The organism is Corynebacterium sp. KPL4035 (assembly GCF_037908325.1).
Classification (GTDB): Bacteria; Actinomycetota; Actinomycetes; order Mycobacteriales; family Mycobacteriaceae; genus Corynebacterium; species Corynebacterium kefirresidentii.
The window spans coordinates 1-19,421 of sequence record NZ_JBBMGF010000012.1 but is presented as its reverse complement, the minus strand read 5'-3'; the positions used below and the strand labels follow the sequence as shown (position 1 = coordinate 19,421).

The 19,421-nt window shown below is 51.5% G+C and carries 6 protein-coding genes and 2 pseudogenes; 6 read left to right on the top strand and 2 right to left on the bottom strand.

All coding sequences use genetic code 11. The features are described 5' to 3' along the window. Positions 1-87 precede the first annotated feature (87 nt). The 3 genes from WMP96_RS10085 to WMP96_RS10075 all read left to right on the top strand — a co-directional run bounded on the left by WMP96_RS10085 (position 88) and on the right by WMP96_RS10075 (position 13,758). On the top strand, positions 88-12,072 hold the full coding sequence (locus WMP96_RS10085; RefSeq protein WP_340433249.1) for an amino acid adenylation domain-containing protein: 11,985 nt from the start codon (positions 88-90) through the stop codon (positions 12,070-12,072). A gap of 842 nt (positions 12,073-12,914) precedes the next feature. Then, positions 12,915-13,511: a ParA family protein gene (locus tag WMP96_RS10080; protein WP_301716595.1), complete on the top strand. Its 597-nt coding sequence runs from the start codon at positions 12,915-12,917 to the stop codon at positions 13,509-13,511. Between the two features lie 10 nt (positions 13,512-13,521). Continuing rightward, positions 13,522-13,758 (top strand): peptide transporter, encoded by a 237-nt coding sequence (locus WMP96_RS10075; RefSeq protein WP_301716594.1) that lies wholly within the window; start codon positions 13,522-13,524, stop codon positions 13,756-13,758. Positions 13,759-13,870: 112 nt separating this feature from the next. Here WMP96_RS10075 and WMP96_RS10070 read toward each other — a convergent pair whose 3' ends face one another. Beyond that, positions 13,871-15,130: a hypothetical protein gene (locus WMP96_RS10070; RefSeq protein ID WP_340433246.1), complete on the bottom strand. Its 1,260-nt coding sequence runs from the start codon at positions 15,128-15,130 to the stop codon at positions 13,871-13,873. A gap of 376 nt (positions 15,131-15,506) precedes the next feature. On the opposite strand from WMP96_RS10070, the pseudogene WMP96_RS10065 reads away from it, so the two are divergent. From WMP96_RS10065 to WMP96_RS10055, 3 genes and pseudogenes are all read left to right on the top strand, one after another. Further along, positions 15,507-16,167: pseudogene (locus tag WMP96_RS10065) on the top strand (IS6 family transposase). 756 nt (positions 16,168-16,923) lie between these two features. After that, entirely contained in the window at positions 16,924-17,520 is a 597-nt protein-coding gene (locus WMP96_RS10060; RefSeq protein ID WP_083306137.1) for a ParA family protein, read from the top strand. 10 nt (positions 17,521-17,530) lie between these two features. After that, positions 17,531-17,767, top strand: coding sequence for a peptide transporter (locus tag WMP96_RS10055; protein ID WP_340433239.1), 237 nt, complete (start codon positions 17,531-17,533; stop codon positions 17,765-17,767). An 82-nt stretch (positions 17,768-17,849) separates the two neighbouring features. Here the strand turns inward: WMP96_RS10055 and WMP96_RS10050 are convergent. Next, positions 17,850-19,421, bottom strand: a pseudogene (locus WMP96_RS10050) (hypothetical protein); the annotation flags it as partial.

Sequence of the window (19,421 nt, the reverse complement as noted above, 5' to 3'; positions counted from 1 at the left end):
AGACGTACAGGTCCTCTATGAGAGTCTGGCTAGCAGCTTAGAAGACAGAAAACAATCTCTGTTTGTTCAATCGAGACTACAAGGACGATGCTGATGAGCACCACGATGAATGACATAACAGAAATCGGAACCATCCATGAATGGTTTGACCAAACTGCGCGTGCTCTTCCTGAGTCAACCGCTCTTGTGACGGATGACTCCTACCTTACGTTTGCTCAACTGTCAGAAAGGCGTGACCAATACATCTCCTTTCTACAAGGAAATGGAGTTGGAGTAGGAGACACTGTTGCATTCCATGGCGCAAGTTCACCAGATCTTGTAGCGGGAATGTTGGCTACGATGCATCTCGGGGCTGTCGCAGTACCTTTAGGTAACACTCTTCCGCGAGAGTATCGGGCTCATATTGTTCAAAGGTGTGGTGCAGTTCTCATCTTCAGTGATGCTCCTGATATGCCTGGTGCGATTGACTGGTTGCCAAAGGATATCGCCGTTACCAGGTTCAAAGAATCGTTCCGTCCCCAGAAGGATACTCCTTTTCTGCTCATGTTCACTTCTGGGTCAACAGGAACCCCAAAAGGAGTTTTACATAGTCATCGGCAACCGATCAATCGGTTTCGTTGGATGCACAGAACCTACCCTATGTGCGAAGACGACGTATGCTGTGCGCGACCAACAGTTTCAATCATGCCGGCAATGTGGGAACTTTTTGGTGGTCTGGTTGTAGGTAGGCCGACACTACTCTTGAGTTCGGATTTGATCAGCAGGCCAGACGCACTCGTAAGATCCCTGGTTGATCATAAAGTAACTAGGATGACCACTACGCCCGCCCTACACCACGTGATGTTGACGTCCTTGCAGAACCTTAGCAAGTCTACTGTAGCGTCACTTAGGGTTCTGACAATCGGGGGTGAGAGGATTCCCGATAAACTAGTTGAGAAGCATCGGGCACTGCTGCCGTCTTGTCATTTATTAGAAGACTATGGTGCAACAGAGGTCAACACCATCGGTGCCGGAGTGCGAGAGGATGATGGAAATCCGGTATTTTTCCCAATCGACGGTGTTAGTGTCAGGTTGGCCCCATTATCTGAAGGGGATTCTCCCGGGGAGAGGGAGGTTGGGGAGCTGTGCGTCGCGGGCGAGGGGTTGGCACTTGGTTATTGGAAGGACCCCGAACAGACTTCTAAGCGATTTGTTTCTCGAGATTCGATCAACAAGGAGTACCTAACTGGCGATCGCGCCAAACTCCTGCCTGATGGTAGTTTCATTCTGCTGGGGCGGATCCGTGAACAGATAAAGATTAATGGTCAGACGGTTGATCTGACAGCGATTGAGAATGTGCTCCGTGCCGAAGAAAACGTTACTGGCGCGGCGGCGTTCGTGATCTCACGTCCTCAAAGTAATTGGAAACAACTGTACGCAGTAATAACAGGAGACTCCGCAGCATCATCTGATGAGTTGAGAGAACGAGTTCGTTCATCACTGCCGCCTCATATGATTCCGGGACAGATCTTTTCTGTTGAGGAACTCCCCAAGCTACCGAGCGGAAAGATTGATAAAGAAGCTCTCGCTGCCTCCATGACCCCATCGCCAGACATCCAGCTAGATGAGCGTAACGACTGTGTTAAATACAGCACCGTTCTGGAGTGTCTAGAGGAGGTGCTAGGTGACCGGTTGCAACCTGATGACCTAACTCTCACGTGGTCCAACCTGGGCCTAGACTCTTTGAGTATGGTTGCTTTGGCACAGACCTTGACCGAGCGCTTGGGGTTCGAGTTAAACGCGACTGATCTCTTCTCTTTCCCAACGCCGGCTCGTTTGTTGAAGAGCCTCCCTGAGCAAATCGCTTGTTCTGATGAAGAAGTAAAGGATCCTGAGTCTCGGTCGCGGACAGTTTCTGAACAACCTCAGCTAGCAATCACTGGCATGGCCGCAACTGTCCCTGGGGGGATTGACCTTGAGGCGTTCTGGGAGATTATCAGACATGGCAAGGTAATCGCTCCGCATGTGCCACTTGAACGGTGGCCTGGCGAGAGGACAGATGATCCTGATCTACGGGCTACCGTAATGTCAGACGTCATGTCGCTTGATCCAGATCTGCATGAGTTAACGCAGCACGAGGTGGAAGCGATGGATCCTCAACTTCGGGTCTTTCTGCGCGTTGTAAGGCAGTGCCTCCTAGAGGCGGGCTTATCAAGCGCGGATCTCTCCGGCAAGCGGGTTGGATTATTCGTGGGGTGCAGGCCATCGGGCTTCAGCTCGTTGCTTGAGCCGAGTGCAGCGAAGAAACCGGAGTTCTTTTTGGGCACCGATGAGGCTATGTTTGCTTCCCAGGTAGCTCACCGCCTTGATCTTCGAGGGCCGACGTTGACGGTCAACACGACCTGTTCATCAGGACTTGTAGCTCTACACATAGCACGTCAATCTTTAGGGAATGGCGAGTGCGACATAGCCATCGTGGCCGCAACAAGCGTCATATGTGATCCAGACTTCCTGAGAAAAACTGCAAAGCTTGGAGTTACATCGCCGACTGGGGTTTGTAGACCATTTGACGCTGATGCCGACGGTTTTGTCCCATCAGAGGGGGCGGGTTGCTTGGTCTTAGAGGCTACCGATCAAGCGGAACGTGAAGGTCGTACATCTTGGGCCTTTCTTCTGGAGAGTGGAATTGGTCACGATGGTTTATCATCATCTTTAACTGCACCAAATGGTATGGCGCAAACCGAACTTCTCAAAAGGGTCCACTCCCAGCTACCGGATTTCCCCAGTCGGCTCGCATATGTAGAAACACACGGTACCGGCACCGCACTCGGAGACCCCGTCGAAGGTAACTCCCTGGCGTCTGCGCTTAGCGATGTCGAGCATCGAGTCTCTGTTGGATCGTTGAAGGGGAACATCGGCCACGCAAACGCGGCTGCAAGTCTGCTAGGTCTGATTAAGACCGTCCTATGCATGGCACACGGAGTGATTCCGCCTCTTGCAGGCTTTGAAAGGGCTAACTCACACTTAGACGGTAATACCCAGAGGCTGTTTGACTTTCCGACTCGCCCTAAGTCTTGGCCGGCGAAGCGAGACTATGCTGCTGTCAGTGCCTTTGGTATGAGCGGGACTAACTCCCATGTGGTTCTTCAGCGGGCCCCGTTTTCTGCGCCCAATCAAACAGAGAAAGAAAGGGCTGTAGCAGTACGGATCAGTGCACCTACGCCCGCTTTGCTGCGTGATCACGCTGCATCGTTGGCCAGCGTCTTAAGCAATCGTTCAAACCACTCATTCACACTAAATGCAGTTGCATCAACGTTAAATAAACGAAGCGTGGACCAAGTTTCAGTCTGGTTTGAAGCTGAATCATTGGTTCAACTGGTGGAGCAGCTGACAGACCTCGCTAAGGGGTTGCCAGTCGGAGCACAAGACCAACCGACACACGCATTTGTGCCACCGTTAGTGACGAGTCTTCATCTACCAGTCTCTAACGAGGTCCGGTCTACTGAAACAGCTGTTGAACAGGTCATGTTCCATGAGAGCCCATCGAATAATCTGGAGCCAAACCACTGTGTGCAGACTTCTCCCCGTGTGCATTCACAGCTGTTGAGAGACGTCTGTTCCACTCATCTTGGCATCTCAGATTGGGATGGCCGGGAGACGATCTCCCTTCGTGATCTGGGTCTTGATTCAATTAAGGCTCTAAGCCTCAGTGCCGCTCTAGAGCATGAACTTCAACTGAAGGTTAAGGTATTCGACCTTCTGGAGGGAGCAAATCTGCTTCACCTGGAGAAGATGGTTGATAATTCATTAACGACTCCCGAATCTAACTCAAGGAAAGAACCCCCCACCGAATCATTCCCCAATGTATGGGCTACTGCGCCTGAGCCTCCTGAGTCAGCAGTACTCACAGACCTCCAGGCTGTTTACATGACGGCGAAACTCACCGGGCGAACGATGGAGGACAAGCTCGGAGCCTGGAACTTGCTGGTGTTGAGCACCGAGGAAAGAATCGACCGAATGCGTCTGGAGGAAGCCTGGGGGCGGGTTCAAGACCTCCATGGGATGCTCAGAGTCTCATTTGACCGAAATGGTCGACAGTTTATCAAGCAGCAGAAATCAACAACCATTCCCATTACAAATGGAGACTCAACCGAAGTAAACCGTGTCTTGAATCAGATGATGGTTCAGGCCTCTGTTTCTACCAGAGTGCTGCCTGTACGATTACACTTAGTGCGCTCCCCTGAAAGAGATCAACTTTTGGTCACCACTGAATCCATTGCAATCGACCTGAGAAGCACCTGGATTCTCCTGGATGATTTGTGGTTATCTTATCGAGGTCAACCGCTGCAGAGACGTTCACACCCAAATGCCTTTTTGTCTGTCGCAGATCGACAAGTAACAGATAAATCGTCAAACGAGGCTCAAGAAGACTTGGAGTACTGGAAGCAGCGCGTTAATGGTTATACCCCAGCGAACGTTGACTTGCTTCGACCTTCTCCAAATCGTTCTGTGAGCGAATCATCAGGATGGGCTAGGCTTTCCTACCATCTTGATGAGGCGGAGAATGCGAGCATATTTGAGCAGGCGAGGTTGTCAGGAACTACTGTCCCGATCAGTCTGATGTCTCGGTTCCGGGATTGGCTCGTTCAGAGGTCTCAGGAACCACTTCTAATAGCACTTACGGTAGCTAATCGCCCAATGGATTTAGCATCTTATCAGGAAGTGGTAGGACCATTCACTGAGATGATGCTTCATCCTGTAAGCGCCAACAATGGTGATCCGTCGGATTTGCAGACTTACCTTAACAAGGATCTCTCACACAGGAGAGTTTCTGGGAATGCGGTTCTACGTGACCTCGGAATTGAACCGCCACGCATTGTTCTTTCTGCTGTTGATTTGCCTCGCTCGTCTACCCCTTTTCATGTAACACGTGCCTTGAGTATTACATCCGGCGTTCAGCTGCACGTACATGCGACTAGAGTAGAAAACGATGGGATTGTTCTTGCCTGGGATTTTGACACCGCATGCCTCTCGCGTGATCAAGCGCAGGAGCTTTTCAATGACTTCTGTAGAAAGATGACCCGAAGAGTTCTAAGTTCAAGTAGCAAAGTCATGAAAGACACAGCACTACATAGATCCGCTGGAATGGTTAAGGCACCTCTTACGATTGCAATGCGTAGCTACAAAGCTACTCAATTGTCTTCTCCCCAGAAGGATATTCCATCTTATGTAAGCCGTGTTTATCCATTAACCGATGCGCAGGAAACTGAAGGTCTGAGTCAAAAGTGGTCGCGATTTATCAACAGTCAACCGGCTCTCCGCAGCCTTATTACCACCCAAGGCCAATTTCTCTCAGAGGAAAACTTCGTTTCTGCCAATGTTCCATTCTACCAGGACATAGATGACCAAGATCGAAACCTATGGATTGAAAGGGTTCAGAAAGAAGAGTCTGAAAAACTGGGAGCCTATCAATGGCCTAGTGTTCGGCTTGCAATTGGTCAACATGGAGATCAAAGGTTCGCCTTTTTTACGTTCAACTGCCATGTAATTGATGCTGTGTCAACCCTTTTGATCCCTCAGGTATTGCTCGCTGATACGCATTCAAACTTCGCGGGGGATGACTGTTTTGATTATCCCAGTTGGCAGCTCAGCAAAAAAGAGCCAGACTCTGCACAGTACTGGAGCAGACGGATCAAAGCGCTCCAAGACAAAGGACTTACTCCTGCGCCGCGCGTCTTACACGGAGAGCGAATCATCCTTCAAAAGACCTTTGAGAAGGTACCAGAAGAGTTTTTGTCTGCTCGCCTAGTCAGTGCTTTTCAAACCAGTCTTGGGATGTTTCCAAGACTGGCATCCTTGCCAACCATGGTTGTGGATTTTCCTGATCGTGCGGAGAAGGATTCTTGGCAAAAAGGGATCGGCGATTTCAGTACATTCGGGTTCGTTCCACCACGCACGCAGAGCAATAGCCTCAAAACGGTTCAAGAAATCCTATGTGCTAACCGTTCTCATAGACGTATAGACTGGTTTCCTTTACTTGCAGAGATCGTAGAACCAGGCTCCACACTGTTCCCGTCAGTTTTTACTGATGCAACAGGTTCGGGGTTGTTTGAGTCTTCAAGCTCAGCTATCCGGACCTCTTCATCGACAGCTGGAGTATCAATCGATTGTCTTGCTTACAAAACGGAGAATGGACTGAACGTGGAATGGTCTGTTGATCCAGAGCTGGGAAACATCAAACTGATCAAAGAAGCTTTCAAGATTTTCAAGGAAGAAATGATCCTTCAAAAACAGACCATACCTGAAGAACCAAGTCTTAGGCCGGTTGAGGAACCTCAAGCGCAAGCTATCAACACAGATGTTCCCTTCAACACGGATACAACAATCGTTGGTCTCTTCGACCGAGCGGTCGAAGAGCACTCGGAGAAAACAGCACTTACCGGCGATGGGTTTACATGGACCTATAAGCAGCTCAGTGAGACTGTTGAACGGTTTGCAACCTCTTTAAAACATCACTCGAGTATAGGTGCAGGAGACGTTGTTGGTGTCCAAATGCACCGTGGTCCAAATCTACCTGCGATGTTACTTGCCGTAATGAGAGTCGGTGCAGCTTTTGTTCCCATCAATGACTCTGAGGCAGTTGAGCGTCAGCGATACATGCTCAAGCAGTCCGGTGCTTGTTTGTTGATAACCGACGAAGCCGACTTCGATGCGTTCGAAGACATTCCAACACTCTCGGTTTCTCAATTAGAGAAGAAACTGGAAGTAGCTCCCAGTGAGGATCTTTCGGTACCCAACGGTCTTGCCTACGTCATCTTCACATCTGGAAGCACAGGAACCCCGAAAGGGGTTATGGTTCGCCATAGCCCGGTAATCAACCTTTTTGAAGACCTCCAAAAACGATATCACTTCGATTCGAACGACAAAGGCATATGGGTCAACTCAGTCAGCTTTGATCTCACTATCTTCGACCTATTCGGGCTACTGGCTCAAGGCGCTTGTGTTCGCATGGTTAATGAGACTGATCGCCTTGATCCTATTCGAATCTCGCAGATAATCTGCGACGAGAAGGTTACCTTCTGGAATTCTGCTCCTGCATACTTTCATCCTGTCGCAAAGAGCCTCATGTCGGACAGAATGAGGATTCAGTGTTCTCTACGCTTGGCTTTTCTGAGCGGAGATTGGATCCCTTTGAGCCTGGCGCGGCAGTGTCTCAACAAGCTACCAAGAATGACTCTCGTCGCTCTTGGTGGAGCCACGGAAGCAGTGATCTGGTCAAACCTCCATGAGGTTACGTCCGTTCCAGACAGTTGGCACTCCATCCCATACGGTCGTCCGATTCAGAACGCTCGCTATTACATACTTGGAGAGGATGGGAATTCGGTTCCTATTGGGAAACCTGGTGAGCTCTACATCAGTGGTGCTTGTCTAGCTGACGGATATATCAACGATCCGGAGCTCACGAACGATTCCTTTGTTCCAAACCCTTTCGACCCCCCTAGTCTGATGTATCGAACCGGCGACTTAGCGCAGTTCCTACCCAATGGGGAGATTGAGTTCCTTGGCCGTTCAGATCGACAGGTTAAGATTAACGGAAACCGAATCGAGTTGACTGAGGTTGAACAGGCCCTAGAAAAGGCTGGCTACCATAGTCCAATCGTTCTATCCACAACGTTGGGACCGACGGGGGCCGGAACTGACATCCTGAGTTGCTTCTTCATCGGAGAAGCTCCAGAGAAAGCTAGAACACACCTTAATTCGTTGTTGCCTCCCCACATGCAACCTTCTCAATTTTTCGCGGTTGAACATTACCCGACGACGGTAAATGGTAAGGTTGATGTACAGGCGTTGAAGCAAATGGCAGAGTCTGATGATATGAAGGTTCTTCCTACTAGGAAGAGTTTTTCTGACGTAGAGCCTTTAAGTCAGACCATGGAGAGGCATACGTCTCTCCCGCTTGCTGGAGATAGCGAGACCGTGGGATCCCCAACGGTGGACAGAGAGAAGATTCTGGGGATAGTTGCAGAGATTCTTGACTGTTCCCCCGACAGTCTTAATCTTGACCTCGGTTTAGCCCATCAAGGCTTCAACTCACTTCATTTCGCATTGTTGGCGGCCCAGCTTACCGAATTAGCGAGAAAAGATATAGGGGTTCCCGAACTGCTTTCTCTGCCATCTCTTGAGTCATTAATCGACCATGTGGTGCCGGTTGAGGTGAACTCCGGTTCGGAAAAAGAATATGAATCGGCGAACAAGGCCGAAGACGCTGATTCAGGGCTCATTGCCGTTATTGGCATGCATGGGTCTATGCCAAAGGCTCATGACATCGAAGCGTTCTGGAAAAACGTCGTTGACGGAATTGATTGTATCGAAGAGATCCCGGAAGACAGGTGGGATTGGCGATTCATTTATGGAAATTCTCCCGACCGAAATGAGACCACGTCTCGATGGGGAGGTTTCTTACCTTCTATGAACATGTTTGATCATGAACGGTTTAGTGTCTCCCCACGAGAAGCTGCCACTATGGACCCGCGTCAGCGACTGATCCTCACGGGGGCATGGCGTCTTCTAGAGAAAGCTGGTTATGCTCCGACAGCAAAGTCACCTCTTGATATAGGTCTTTTTCTTGGAGCAACTGGGGATGAATTTGCTTCCCTTCTAAACGCCTCGGGAGCTACCCAAGATCAACTGACGCTCACAGGAACTGGGCGTTCTTTCATCTCAAACCGCGTGAGCTATGCGTTGAATTGGTCAGGCCCGAGTGAGGTTATCGACACCACCTGCTCAAGTTCGTTGGTTGCTATTCACCACGCAATTTCAGCGCTTAAGAACGGTGACTGTAAAATGGCGGTGGCAGGGGGAATCTCAGTGCTGATGGATCCGCAGCCCCATATCGCTCTTTCAAAGGCTGGCGTTCTTGCGGAGGATGGACGATGCAAGACCTTCGATGTGCGAGCGGATGGTTATGTTCGAAGCGAGGCGATAGGCCTTGTCCTCCTCAAACCTCTTGAAGACGCTTTGCGTGAGGGAGACCAGATACGAGCAGTTGTTCGCTCTTGCCAAATCAGCCATGGCGGCCGTTCGTCTTCCTTGACCGCACCCAACTCGGAAGCGCAGACAGCTCTCATCGATCGGGCATTGGAAGAAGCTGGGCCTGGGATTGAAACCCATGTCATGCATGAAGCGCACGGAACTGGAACACGATTAGGGGATCCAATTGAGATTGCTTCCTTCCAGAAAGCGATTAAGCTGCAGGCTCATCGAGAAGGTCTCTCAAAACTGCCACACCCTGTGTCTGTGGGATCAGTAAAATCATCTATTGGGCACACGGAAGCCGCAGCAGGAGTAACGGGATTCATTAAGGCAGTACTCTCGTTAGAGAGAAGGGTAATCCCCCCTCTGGTTCATTTCACAGGCCTTAACCCAGAGATACACTGCGATAATGAACTTATTCAGTTTGACAGAGTTGCGAGGCCCTTTAATCCCATAGAATCGACAGTGGATGAAAAACCACGGCGCGCTAGTGTTAGCGCCTTCGGGTTTGGAGGCGTTAACGCTTTTGCAGTTCTTGAAGAGGCACCTCGGCAAGAGGTTAATTCTGCACCGCCCAAACAGGATCTCTTCGTACTCAGCTCACACAATAGAGAATGCCTATTGATGGATGTGGAGAACCTTGTCCAGTGGCTGCAGAAAGAGGGGCAGCAAGCATCCCTCCAAGACATCGCCTTCACTCTTCGCAACGGGCGCAGTCAAGACCGATGGAGGATAGCAGTTGTCGCAGATAGTCACCAGGAGTTAATCGCCGCCCTTCAGCAAGCAACTCCAGAACGGGTCAAACAAGGACAAGCCCCTCAGCAGCTCAGGGAGATGTTGATTTCTGGGAATCTTCACTCCATTGCCAGTCTTTGGCCCACAGGCGGTGATGCTAACTGGAGTCTGTTACCCCAAGGAGGTGATCAGCATCCGAATCGTCTCAGCCTTCCAGTATCATCCTTAGCGGAAGTTTTGTGCCAGCATCATGTCTTCAACCATGTCCGTTCGTCACGGCGAGCAACTTGGCGGTCACCCACCCGCACTGCTGACGGAGTCTACTACCGGGTTACCGCGTTAGATGGGTTCCTAAAAGACCACAGAGTCATGGAGCAGGAGACTATTCCTGGAGCGGCATGGATTGAGGCGATACTTCGAGAGGTCGGGACACCGGCCCATCTTTCCGATTTAGTCTTCATGCGTCCCTTCACTCTCAACGGTCATCCTTGTGTTGACGTAACGGTTAGCCGGAAGAACGGTCGCGTTTCAGTGACAGCTGCAGATAAGGAAAGATCGAAGCTCTGTTCCGCTCAAATCAGTGAGCACAACCCAGAGACCCAGCAACCAGAGCGCCTACAGGACTTCGCGCGTACATACGACCATTATATAGACGCCCACGAATGTTTGGCCACGCTTAAAAAAGGGGGTGCAGATTACGGGCCGCTGTACCAGATTGCTGCAGGCTGTTGGTACTCAGATGACGAGCTCCTGCTGCACGTTCGATTGCCACACGGAGCTTATTCAGCTCAAGGAGCTCCGATCCCAATGATTGATTCCTTGTTCCAGGGCATCGTACTGTTTGAGATGGTTTCCGGTTCTAACACATCTCGCGTGCCAGTCCACATTGATTCTCTTGACGTATTACGGACCCCCTCGGAGGAGGGATATGTACGAGTCGTACCCATGTCAAACGGTCGTCACAAAGCATATCTCTACGATGAAACTGGTAGCCCCATTTTAAAAATGGTGGGCGTACTCGGCAAGGAACCAATGGCCATCACAAGCCCTACAGGTGTCGAGTCAGAAACAGTCGGTTATTCCCCTTCATGGGCTCCGAGCAACCTAGCGCTAGATAACACCGTGAACATAGAGATACGGGAAGAATCCCTAGAACCCATTGTCTCAAGCGGGACTACCGAATCCCTGTTCGAGTACCATGACCATGTTACTTTGACATTCAATTCCAGCATCAGGGCCGAAAAAGCTCTATCCGCCATTTCCGCCATAACACAGGACGCAGTCCGTAAGGCCTCCTCAGCAATAAGGCCAATCACTCTAGTAGTAAAAGTCTACGCTGACAGCGATGAAGGTGTGCAGGTTGCTCATGGAGTCGCGGGACTAAGTGAGTCGCTAAGGTTCGAGTGCCCATCTTTGAGCGTTTCGGCCCTTATTGGTGACTCAACAGGACAGAACAGTGTAATGGCTCTTCATCAGTCTAGATCACGAGGCCTCTACCGTGAATATCAAGGAGCCTTGGAAACGCTTGTCTTAACCCCAGTTTCACCACTTCCTCATGCCCACCAAGTGGATCACCTATGTAAAGAGCTCGAAGCAATGCCAGGATTCGTACTGATCAGCGGCGGGGCAGGTGGAATAGGTGCCATGCTTACTGACATGCTCTGCCATCATGGTATATCAGTTGTGGCCTTTGGACGTTCGCCAGCTCCCTCTTTAGGATTTCCCCCCAAGGCTCACTACCAACCAGTCGACATCCGTGACCTCGATTCACTTAGCGCCGCAGTCAGTGAATGTCGAGAGAAGTTTGGACCGGTAAAAGCCGTGTTCCATTGCGCCGGAGTCAGTCCAAATGGATTGTTCAGCACCCGGAGGAAACGTGACATTGAGGAACAGCTGGATGTTAAGCTCACCGGGATTCGGAACCTAGATCAAGCAACAAAGAACGATTCACCTAGCGTCTTCATCGCCTTTTCTAGCCTTATTGCACACTTAGGAATGATAGGTTGCGCCGACTATGGCATGGCAAACCGAGCAATGGAGTCTTTCATTGATCAGCGATCCCATTCGCGCACAGGGCACAGCTTGGCAGTAGCTTGGTCAGCGTGGGCAGGGGATGGGATGAGGCTGAGTGACGCTCAAAAGCAGAAGGTTGCCGAGGAAGGCATCGTGCCAATCACCATAGAAGCAGGGATGTCATGGTTATCCCACCTATTACATAAGGGAGTAAGCGTAGTCCTTTCCCCCCACGGTAAGGTGAGTAGGATACGGGAGAGGCTTGAAACTAGACTCTTACGGATGGGTAAGTCAGACTCACTTCCAGGATAGTAAGTTAAACACACCCCAGGGTTGCGCTGGGATCCTCTCGGACGCCTTGCCTTGGGACAGATACCTGAGGGCACTTCACTTCTCTGTTTCGATGAAGATATTCCTCTAAGCAGAAACATCTGGATGGGGAAAGTACACAAGTGTGGATATCAACTAAGGTCCTCCTCCGGAGAGTAGACACGTCGAGGGTCAGACCCAGAACCGGGGGATGAAGTGACGGCAGACATGATTCATAAAGCTCAGGACACACACCTGCGCATCTTGTCCATCGAAGCACATGGGGAAGGCGGAGACAAGTATGCATAGACACGTCCAACAGTGCGCCCACACACTTGCAGATAATACAGGCCAAATTGACTGACCCTTCCCGATACGCTCACCCGACCTGTGTACTCAGTACGACGGAATCTTTCCCAGCAGCAGCCCACGAATAGTCTAGATAAAGTTTTAAAGCTGGCTACCAGCCTTAAAGAGCGGCTGGAGGCTACGCGAAAAAGGAAGTTCCCCTAGTGCTTCCAACGACAAGAATCACTAGGGGAGAAGCCACCTGCGAAGATCGTGACTTTTTATTTTCCCTCCGTCCGAATATGCGCTGGGGAAGTGCGCTGCGGCCTCCATAACCATACCGCCTTACAGTGCACCCGTAACCGGAATGCCTTTCGATAGATGGTCACCTTCTGTTTATATATGCATATATACCGTTATCTGCATATCCACATATACACATATAGTGATTTCTTTTAGCTGGACCCTACCTAACGTAGTATCATCCGCATAGCATGATATACATACATATGCATGTCGTTACCTGGATAAAGTCTCTCTAGATCTATTCTCTTTCTATGACTCGAGTAATTTCCGTGATTCAGTCGAAGGGTGGGACGGGAAAGACCACACTTTCGGTAATGCTCGCAGAGGCAATTCGAAAGATAGGGTATACGGTTGCAGTCGCAGACGGCGATCCCCAACAATCTGCCACCCGATGGGCAACCAAAGTAAAAGACTTTCCATTTCTCATCGAATCTGTCCGCAGTTCAAGTGATTTCTCTGGAGTGGTCAGGCGTGGCAATAATCCGGACTTTCTTATAGTCGACACCCCTCCTGGCGGTTTAACCTTCATTACCGAAAGTGCCGAGGCTGCCGATTTAGTTCTTCTTCCAACCGGTGTTTCCCCGATGGATATTGACCGAACGCAGGTAACACTTTCTTGGCTAATAGAAATGGGGATACCAACAGCAGTTGTTCTGTCGAATGTCGACAGGAGGGAAAAACTTCTAAACGAAGTCCATGCTGAGCTGGAAGGTGATGAAACTGCTGCGCTTGCTGAAACAGTCATCCCAACTAGGGCAGCTACACGTCGCGTTTTCGGGACAAAGCCCAGCAGTACGAAGGTTTGGGATTCTTTAGCACGAGAAGTAGTCGCAGCATTTCAGGATTAAGGGGCAAGCAATGGCAATTCCAAAGGCTAAAAATAAGGCGCGGGAAGAACCGCCTGAAAATAGATCAGAGAGCTCTCCTTCAACAAAGATGTTCGCTCAAGCCAATGATAAAGCAACACGCCTTCAGTTGTATGTCCGAGACCGGCAGCTGATTAAAGAGCTCAAACTTGCTTCCGTGGAAGAGGAAAAGAGTATCTCTCAGCTTTTTGAAGAGTGGGCCACACAGTGGCTCGAAGAAAGAAAATAGACACTCGTTATATATGCTTGTATGCAGACATCATTTCATGCTGCTATGTGTATATCCACACATGCCCATACACACATATGCCTATAATTTTAAGCCTTGGCCACACCGCTCTCTAAAGCTCTGGCCCTTGTTCGTCTTCCAAGTCGTCGGTGGAGATTTGTTCCTCATTGTCGTAGTTGTTTCTGTAGGTAGTCGTGGTGTGTGGTATGTCGTCTAGGCCGAGGCTGGCGAGGAAGTCGAGGCCTGCTTGCTCGCCCTCGTGTAGCTCGCCGGCGTCTTCGTCTTGGGAGTTGTCGGTGTTGTCGACTTCTTGGGTGGTCTCGGGTGTTGGTGGTTCTTCCTCCGCCTCGTCAGAGCGAGTGCTTCCTGGTTCGTAAGCAGCGGCGATGGTATCTGTCATAATCTCGCGGATTGCCTCTTGGGCAGGTTCATCTATGCCAAGGCGGCGTAGTTCGTAGGTGCGTTGTGCAGCCAGTAGGTTGACCTCATCGGCAATGTAGCCTGCATGGTCGGCAACATCGTGAGGGACTTCTTCTGCGCGCAAGCGCGTGGCGATGTCTGCGCGGTCGGCGAAGTCCATTTTCTCGCGGCGGATAGTATCGAGGCGCTGTTGCAGCCTATAGGTGTGCTCGCTGTCGTGGTGTTCGGCTGCGTGTAGACGCTTGTCCCATTCTTCTTGGTCGTCGGCGCGGTAGCAGATTTCCTCCCACAGACCTGCCTCCGGCAGGTTAGCGCCGGTATCTTCAATGGCCTTTTGGGCAAGCTTGCGGCGCTGTTGGGCGTTTTCAAGGCGTGTGTGCGCCTGGTCTATGCGTTGTTGGTAGGTGCCATAGCCCACGGCGTCGTGGTCGTAGGCTTGGTCTGCAACCGGGCGGGTGTAGTCATCGGACAGTAGGCGTTGGTGCTCAATGTCTGCGCGGGCTGTTTCTTCTTCCCGCAGGGCGGCACTGTGGTCTGCCATAGCCTGCTCATAGGCGCGAATACGCGCAGCATCAAGACGCACCTGCTGGAAGTTAGCCTTTACCTCATTGGCAGCAGCGTTTTTGTCCTCGTGTAGGCGAGTGGAAATACTTGCTTCCTGCCAGGTCAGCGATTCCACCTTGGAACGAGCAAAGCGTGCGTGCTCTGCCAACACCTCCTGGTTAAGCCGGTTGAGGTTATGTTCTTGACCGGTAAGTCGGGTGGTCTCCGCACGGTCGTAAGGGTTGTGGGTGCGAAGCCACCTATCGAGTTCCATGTCCGCATGCCTGGATACAGGTGGTAGTTGGTTGCGTTTGCCCGTATCAAGCTGGCGGAGCTGTTCATCTAGGCGGTAGCGGATAAGCCGTGCCGGATCATGGGCGTTGTCAATATCGCGAGTAGCAGCGTCCATGACGGTGCGCGGGTCAATGCCTGCGTCAATAAGCTTCGCCCAGCCGTGGCGGATAGGTTCTACACCGTCGTCACTGGTTTCAATCTTTCGGGAGAGATCGCCTGGCAGGGTGTCGATCCAGTCGGGTAGGTAGGCGGACCATGCTGAGGCTATCGCTAAGAAAATCTTTGACTCCGTGACTGAAGAGCTGAACGAAAACTACCCAGGTGGTTGTGAGCGTGCAGAGGAGGAACTAAAAGCCTGGCTTATGCAGAGTAATTAGTTCACATTGGGTGCTGTTGCAAAGTTGGGGCAGTAGGAAGAGCGACGTGAAATAATCACAGCCATGGGTATCTTCTCCGGTCGTCATTTCCCCCGTGACATCATTCTGTGAGCAGTGCGGTGGTACTGCCGCTACGGGGTGCGCTACCGCGCTCTGGAGGAAATGATGACTTCAGCGGGGCGTGCCGGTCGATCACACCACGATCTACCGCTGGGTCCAGAAATACGCCCCTGAGCTGGACAAGCAAACACGGTGGTACCGACAGGTACCTGACTGGCAGGCCAGTTCCTGGCGGGTGGATGAGACCTATATCCAGGTCGGCGGCAGGTGGTGCTACCTCTATCGGGCGATCACCGCCGGTGGTCAGACCCTGGACTTTTACCTCTCTCCGAAGCGGAACGTGGCCGCAGCGAAGCGTTTCCTGGCCAAGGCCCTCAGATCCAATGCGTCAGCCGGGTATCCCAGAGTGATCAACACCGATAAAGCACCCTCACTAGCCAGGGCAATCGCCGAGTTGAAGTCAGAGGGAATCTGCCCGCCAACAGTGGAACACCGGCAGGTGAAATACCTCAACAACATCCTGGAAGGCGACCATGGTCGGCTGAAGCGGATCCTCGGGCCGAAAAGCGCGTTTAAGAACCGGACATCTGCATATCGGACGTTGAAAGGGATGGAGGCGATGCACTCATTGCGGAAAGGGCAAGGCACGATGTTTGCCTACGGGCAACCGAACCCGGACGCGGTGATCGTCAACCGGGTCTTCCAGAATATCTAAGCAGGCTGGGCCATAATGCTGGCCAGGCGACGAAGAAAGGAGTGTTCGCGGTTCTCCACCCAACTTTGCAACAGCACCTCTTTTACTCCTGAGCTGGGGAAGGGTAGCGCTTTTAAAATCGCTGCATTCTTTGCTGACAGCTTTGGGCAAACTGAACGTATTCCTCTATTCCTGATGGTATGGAAGAGTTCGATGCATCAAAACGGACGGTTAATCGGGCATTGAAGATGACAAGTATGTCCCACCCTCGAGGGTGAGATAAGTCCACAAAATAAATGTGTCACGCCATAAACAATATATGGCTCCCCTGCCGCTATAGTGTGAGTCCCTTTTTATAGGTAATCCAGGTGAGCTTCCATGCTTGGCCACCAGTCTCAAAGAGCGGTTGGAAGGCTCGCAACAAAGGAAACTCCCCTCAGTGCTTCTCGTCGTTGGAAGCACTGAGGGGAGAAGCCACCTGCGGGGGATTGTGGCTTTTTTATTTTCCTTCCGTCCGACTATGCGCCGGGGGGGAGGTGCGCTGCGGACACCTATAACCATACCGCCTTCACACGCGCCCGCAACCGGAATATCCCTCGGCAAGTGGATAGCTTTAAATTTCGAGATGAGCATATATGTATATATGTATATCAGTACATGCGCATAAGGGGATTTTGGTTCAGCTCTCTACTTAATGGTTTCCCTCCGTATAGCATGATATACACACATGCGCATGTCGCTACCTGGATAAATGCTCCCTAAATCTATTCTTGCTTTATGACTCGAGTAATTTCCGTAATTCAGTCGAAGGGCGGGACAGGGAAGACCACACTTTCGGTAATGCTCGCAGAAGCAATTCGGAAGATGGGCTATACGGTTGCAGTCGCAGACGGCGACCCCCAGCAATCTGCCACCCGATGGGCGAGCAGAGTAAAGGATTTTCCATTTCCCATCGAATCTGTCCGCAGTTCAAGTGATTTCCCTGGAGTAGTCAGGAGAGGGAATAATCCGGACTTTCTTATAGTCGACACCCCTCCAGGTGGTTTAGCTTTCATAACCGAAAGCGCCGAGGCTGCCGATTTAGTCCTTCTTCCAACCGGTGTTTCCCCGATGGATATTGACAGAACACAGGTAACCCTTTCTTGGCTAATAGAAATGGGGATACCAACAGCAGTTGTTCTGTCGAATGTCGACAGAAGGGAAAAACTTCTAGATGAAGTCCATGCCGAGCTGGAGGGTGATGAGACTGCAGCGCTTGCTGAAACAGTCATCCCAACGAGGGCGGCTACACGTCGCGCTTTCGGAACAAAGCCCAGCAGTACGAAGGTTTGGGATTCTTTGGCTCGAGAAGTAGTCGCAGCATTTGAGGATTAAGGGGTAGGCAATGGCAATTCCAAAGGCTAAAAATAAGGCGCGGGAAGAGTCGTCTGGAAATAGGTCGGAGGGCTCGCCTTCAACAAAGATGTTCGCTCAAGCTAATGATAAAGCGACACGCCTTCAGTTGTACGTCCGTGATCGACAATTGATTAAAGAGCTCAAACTCGCTGCAGTGGAAGAAGAGAAGAGCATCTCCCAACTTTTTGAAGAGTGGGCAACACGATGGCTCGAGGAAAGAAACTGATTACCTGGTGTATATGCCTATACACATGTACGTATATAGGCATATACACATGTGAGCGGTAGCGCATTGACCTCGCTGTTTTCTAAAGCTCTGGGCCTTGTTCGTCTTCAAGATCGTCAGCGGGTGCTTGTTCCTCGTTGTCGTGGTTGTTGCTGTGGGTAGTGGTGATGTGTGGTGCGTCGTCTAGGCCGAGACTTGCAAGGAAGTCGAGGCTTGCTCGCGCACCCTCGTTCAGTTTCTCGACGTCCTCGTCTTCACTTTCCGCAGATTCATCTTCTGGTTTCTCTTCCTTATCGTTCTGTGGCGTGTCGCCTAAGCCAAGGCTGGCGATAAAGTCCATGCTTGCTTGTGCGCCGGGGTGGAGCTTCGGTTCTGGGGTGTTTTCTTCGTCTGATTGTTGGGCAGTATCGCTCTCGTCTTTGTCGTCGTGGCTTTGAGGCTTCTCGGGGACTTCGTCTCCGAGTCCGAGGCTTGCGATGAAGTCGAGGCTTGCTCGCGCACCCTCGTTCAGTTCGCTGGTGTCTTCGCCTTGGGTGTTGTCGGTGCTTTCATCTTCTGTTGTGGTCTCGGGTGTTGGTGGTTCTTCCTCCGCCTCGTTGTAGGAAGTGTCTGGCGCGTCATAGTCAGTGTTGTCTGGTTCGTAGGCAGCAGCGATGGTTTCTGCGACCATGTCGCGGATTGTCTCTTGGGCAGGTTCGTCTATGCCGAGGCGGCGTAGTTCGTAGGTGCGTTGTGCGGCAAGTAGGTTTACTTCATCGGCGATGTAGCCTGCGTGGTCGGCAACATCGTTAGGGATTTCCTCTGCGCGCAAGCGCGTGGCGATGTCTGCGCGGTCAGCCCAGTCCATCTTCTCGCGGCGGATAGTATCGAGGCGCTGTTGAAGCTTGTGGGCGTGCTCGCTGTCGTGTTGTGCGGCAGCATTTAGGCGCTTGTCCCATTCTTCGGTGTCGTCGGCACGGTAGCAGATTTCGTCCCACAGACCTGCCTCCGGCAAGTTAGCACCAGTATCCTCAATGGCCTGCTGAGCTAAGCTGCGGCGCTGTTGCGCCTGTTCAAGACGCTTGTGCGCATGGTCTATGCGCTGTTGGTACGTACCGTATCCGTCGGCGTCGTGGTCGTAGGCCCGCTCGGCTACCGGGCGGGTGTAGTCCTCTGCCAGTAGGCGTTGGTGCTCAATGTCTGCGCGGGCCGTTTCTTCTTCACCAAGGGCTGCACTGTGGTCTGCCATGGCCTGCTCATAGGCGCGAATGCGCCCAGCATCAAGGCATAACTGCTGGTAGTCAGCCTGTACCTCATTGACAGCGGCATTCTTGTCTTCGTGTAGGCGGGTGGTGATACTTGCTTCCTGCCAGGTAAGCGATTCCACCTTGGAATTAGCAAAGCGTGCGTGCTCTGCCAGCACAGACTGGTTAAGCCGGTTGAGGTTGTGTTCTTGACCTGTAAGGCGGGTGGTCTCGGCATGGTCGTAAGGGTTGTGGGTGCGCAGCCACGTATCGAGTTCTATATCTGTCTGACCAGATACAGGAGGCAGTTGGTTGCGCTTTCCGGTATCGCGCAAGCGGAGTTGTTCGTCTAGACGGTAGCGGATAAGCCGTGCCGGATCATGGGCGTTGTCAATATCGCGAGTAGCAGCGTCCATGACGGTGCGCGGGTC

Coding starts and splice junctions, on each gene's coding strand:
- WMP96_RS10080 (WP_301716595.1), top strand. CDS start 12,915: ATGACTCGAGTAATTTCCGTGATTCAGTCGAAGGGTGGGACGGGAAAG.
- WMP96_RS10070 (WP_340433246.1), bottom strand. CDS start 15,130: ATGGACGCTGCTACTCGCGATATTGACAACGCCCATGATCCGGCACGG.
- WMP96_RS10055 (WP_340433239.1), top strand. CDS start 17,531: ATGGCAATTCCAAAGGCTAAAAATAAGGCGCGGGAAGAGTCGTCTGGA.
- WMP96_RS10060 (WP_083306137.1), top strand. CDS start 16,924: ATGACTCGAGTAATTTCCGTAATTCAGTCGAAGGGCGGGACAGGGAAG.
- WMP96_RS10085 (WP_340433249.1), top strand. CDS start 88: ATGCTGATGAGCACCACGATGAATGACATAACAGAAATCGGAACCATC.
- WMP96_RS10075 (WP_301716594.1), top strand. CDS start 13,522: ATGGCAATTCCAAAGGCTAAAAATAAGGCGCGGGAAGAACCGCCTGAA.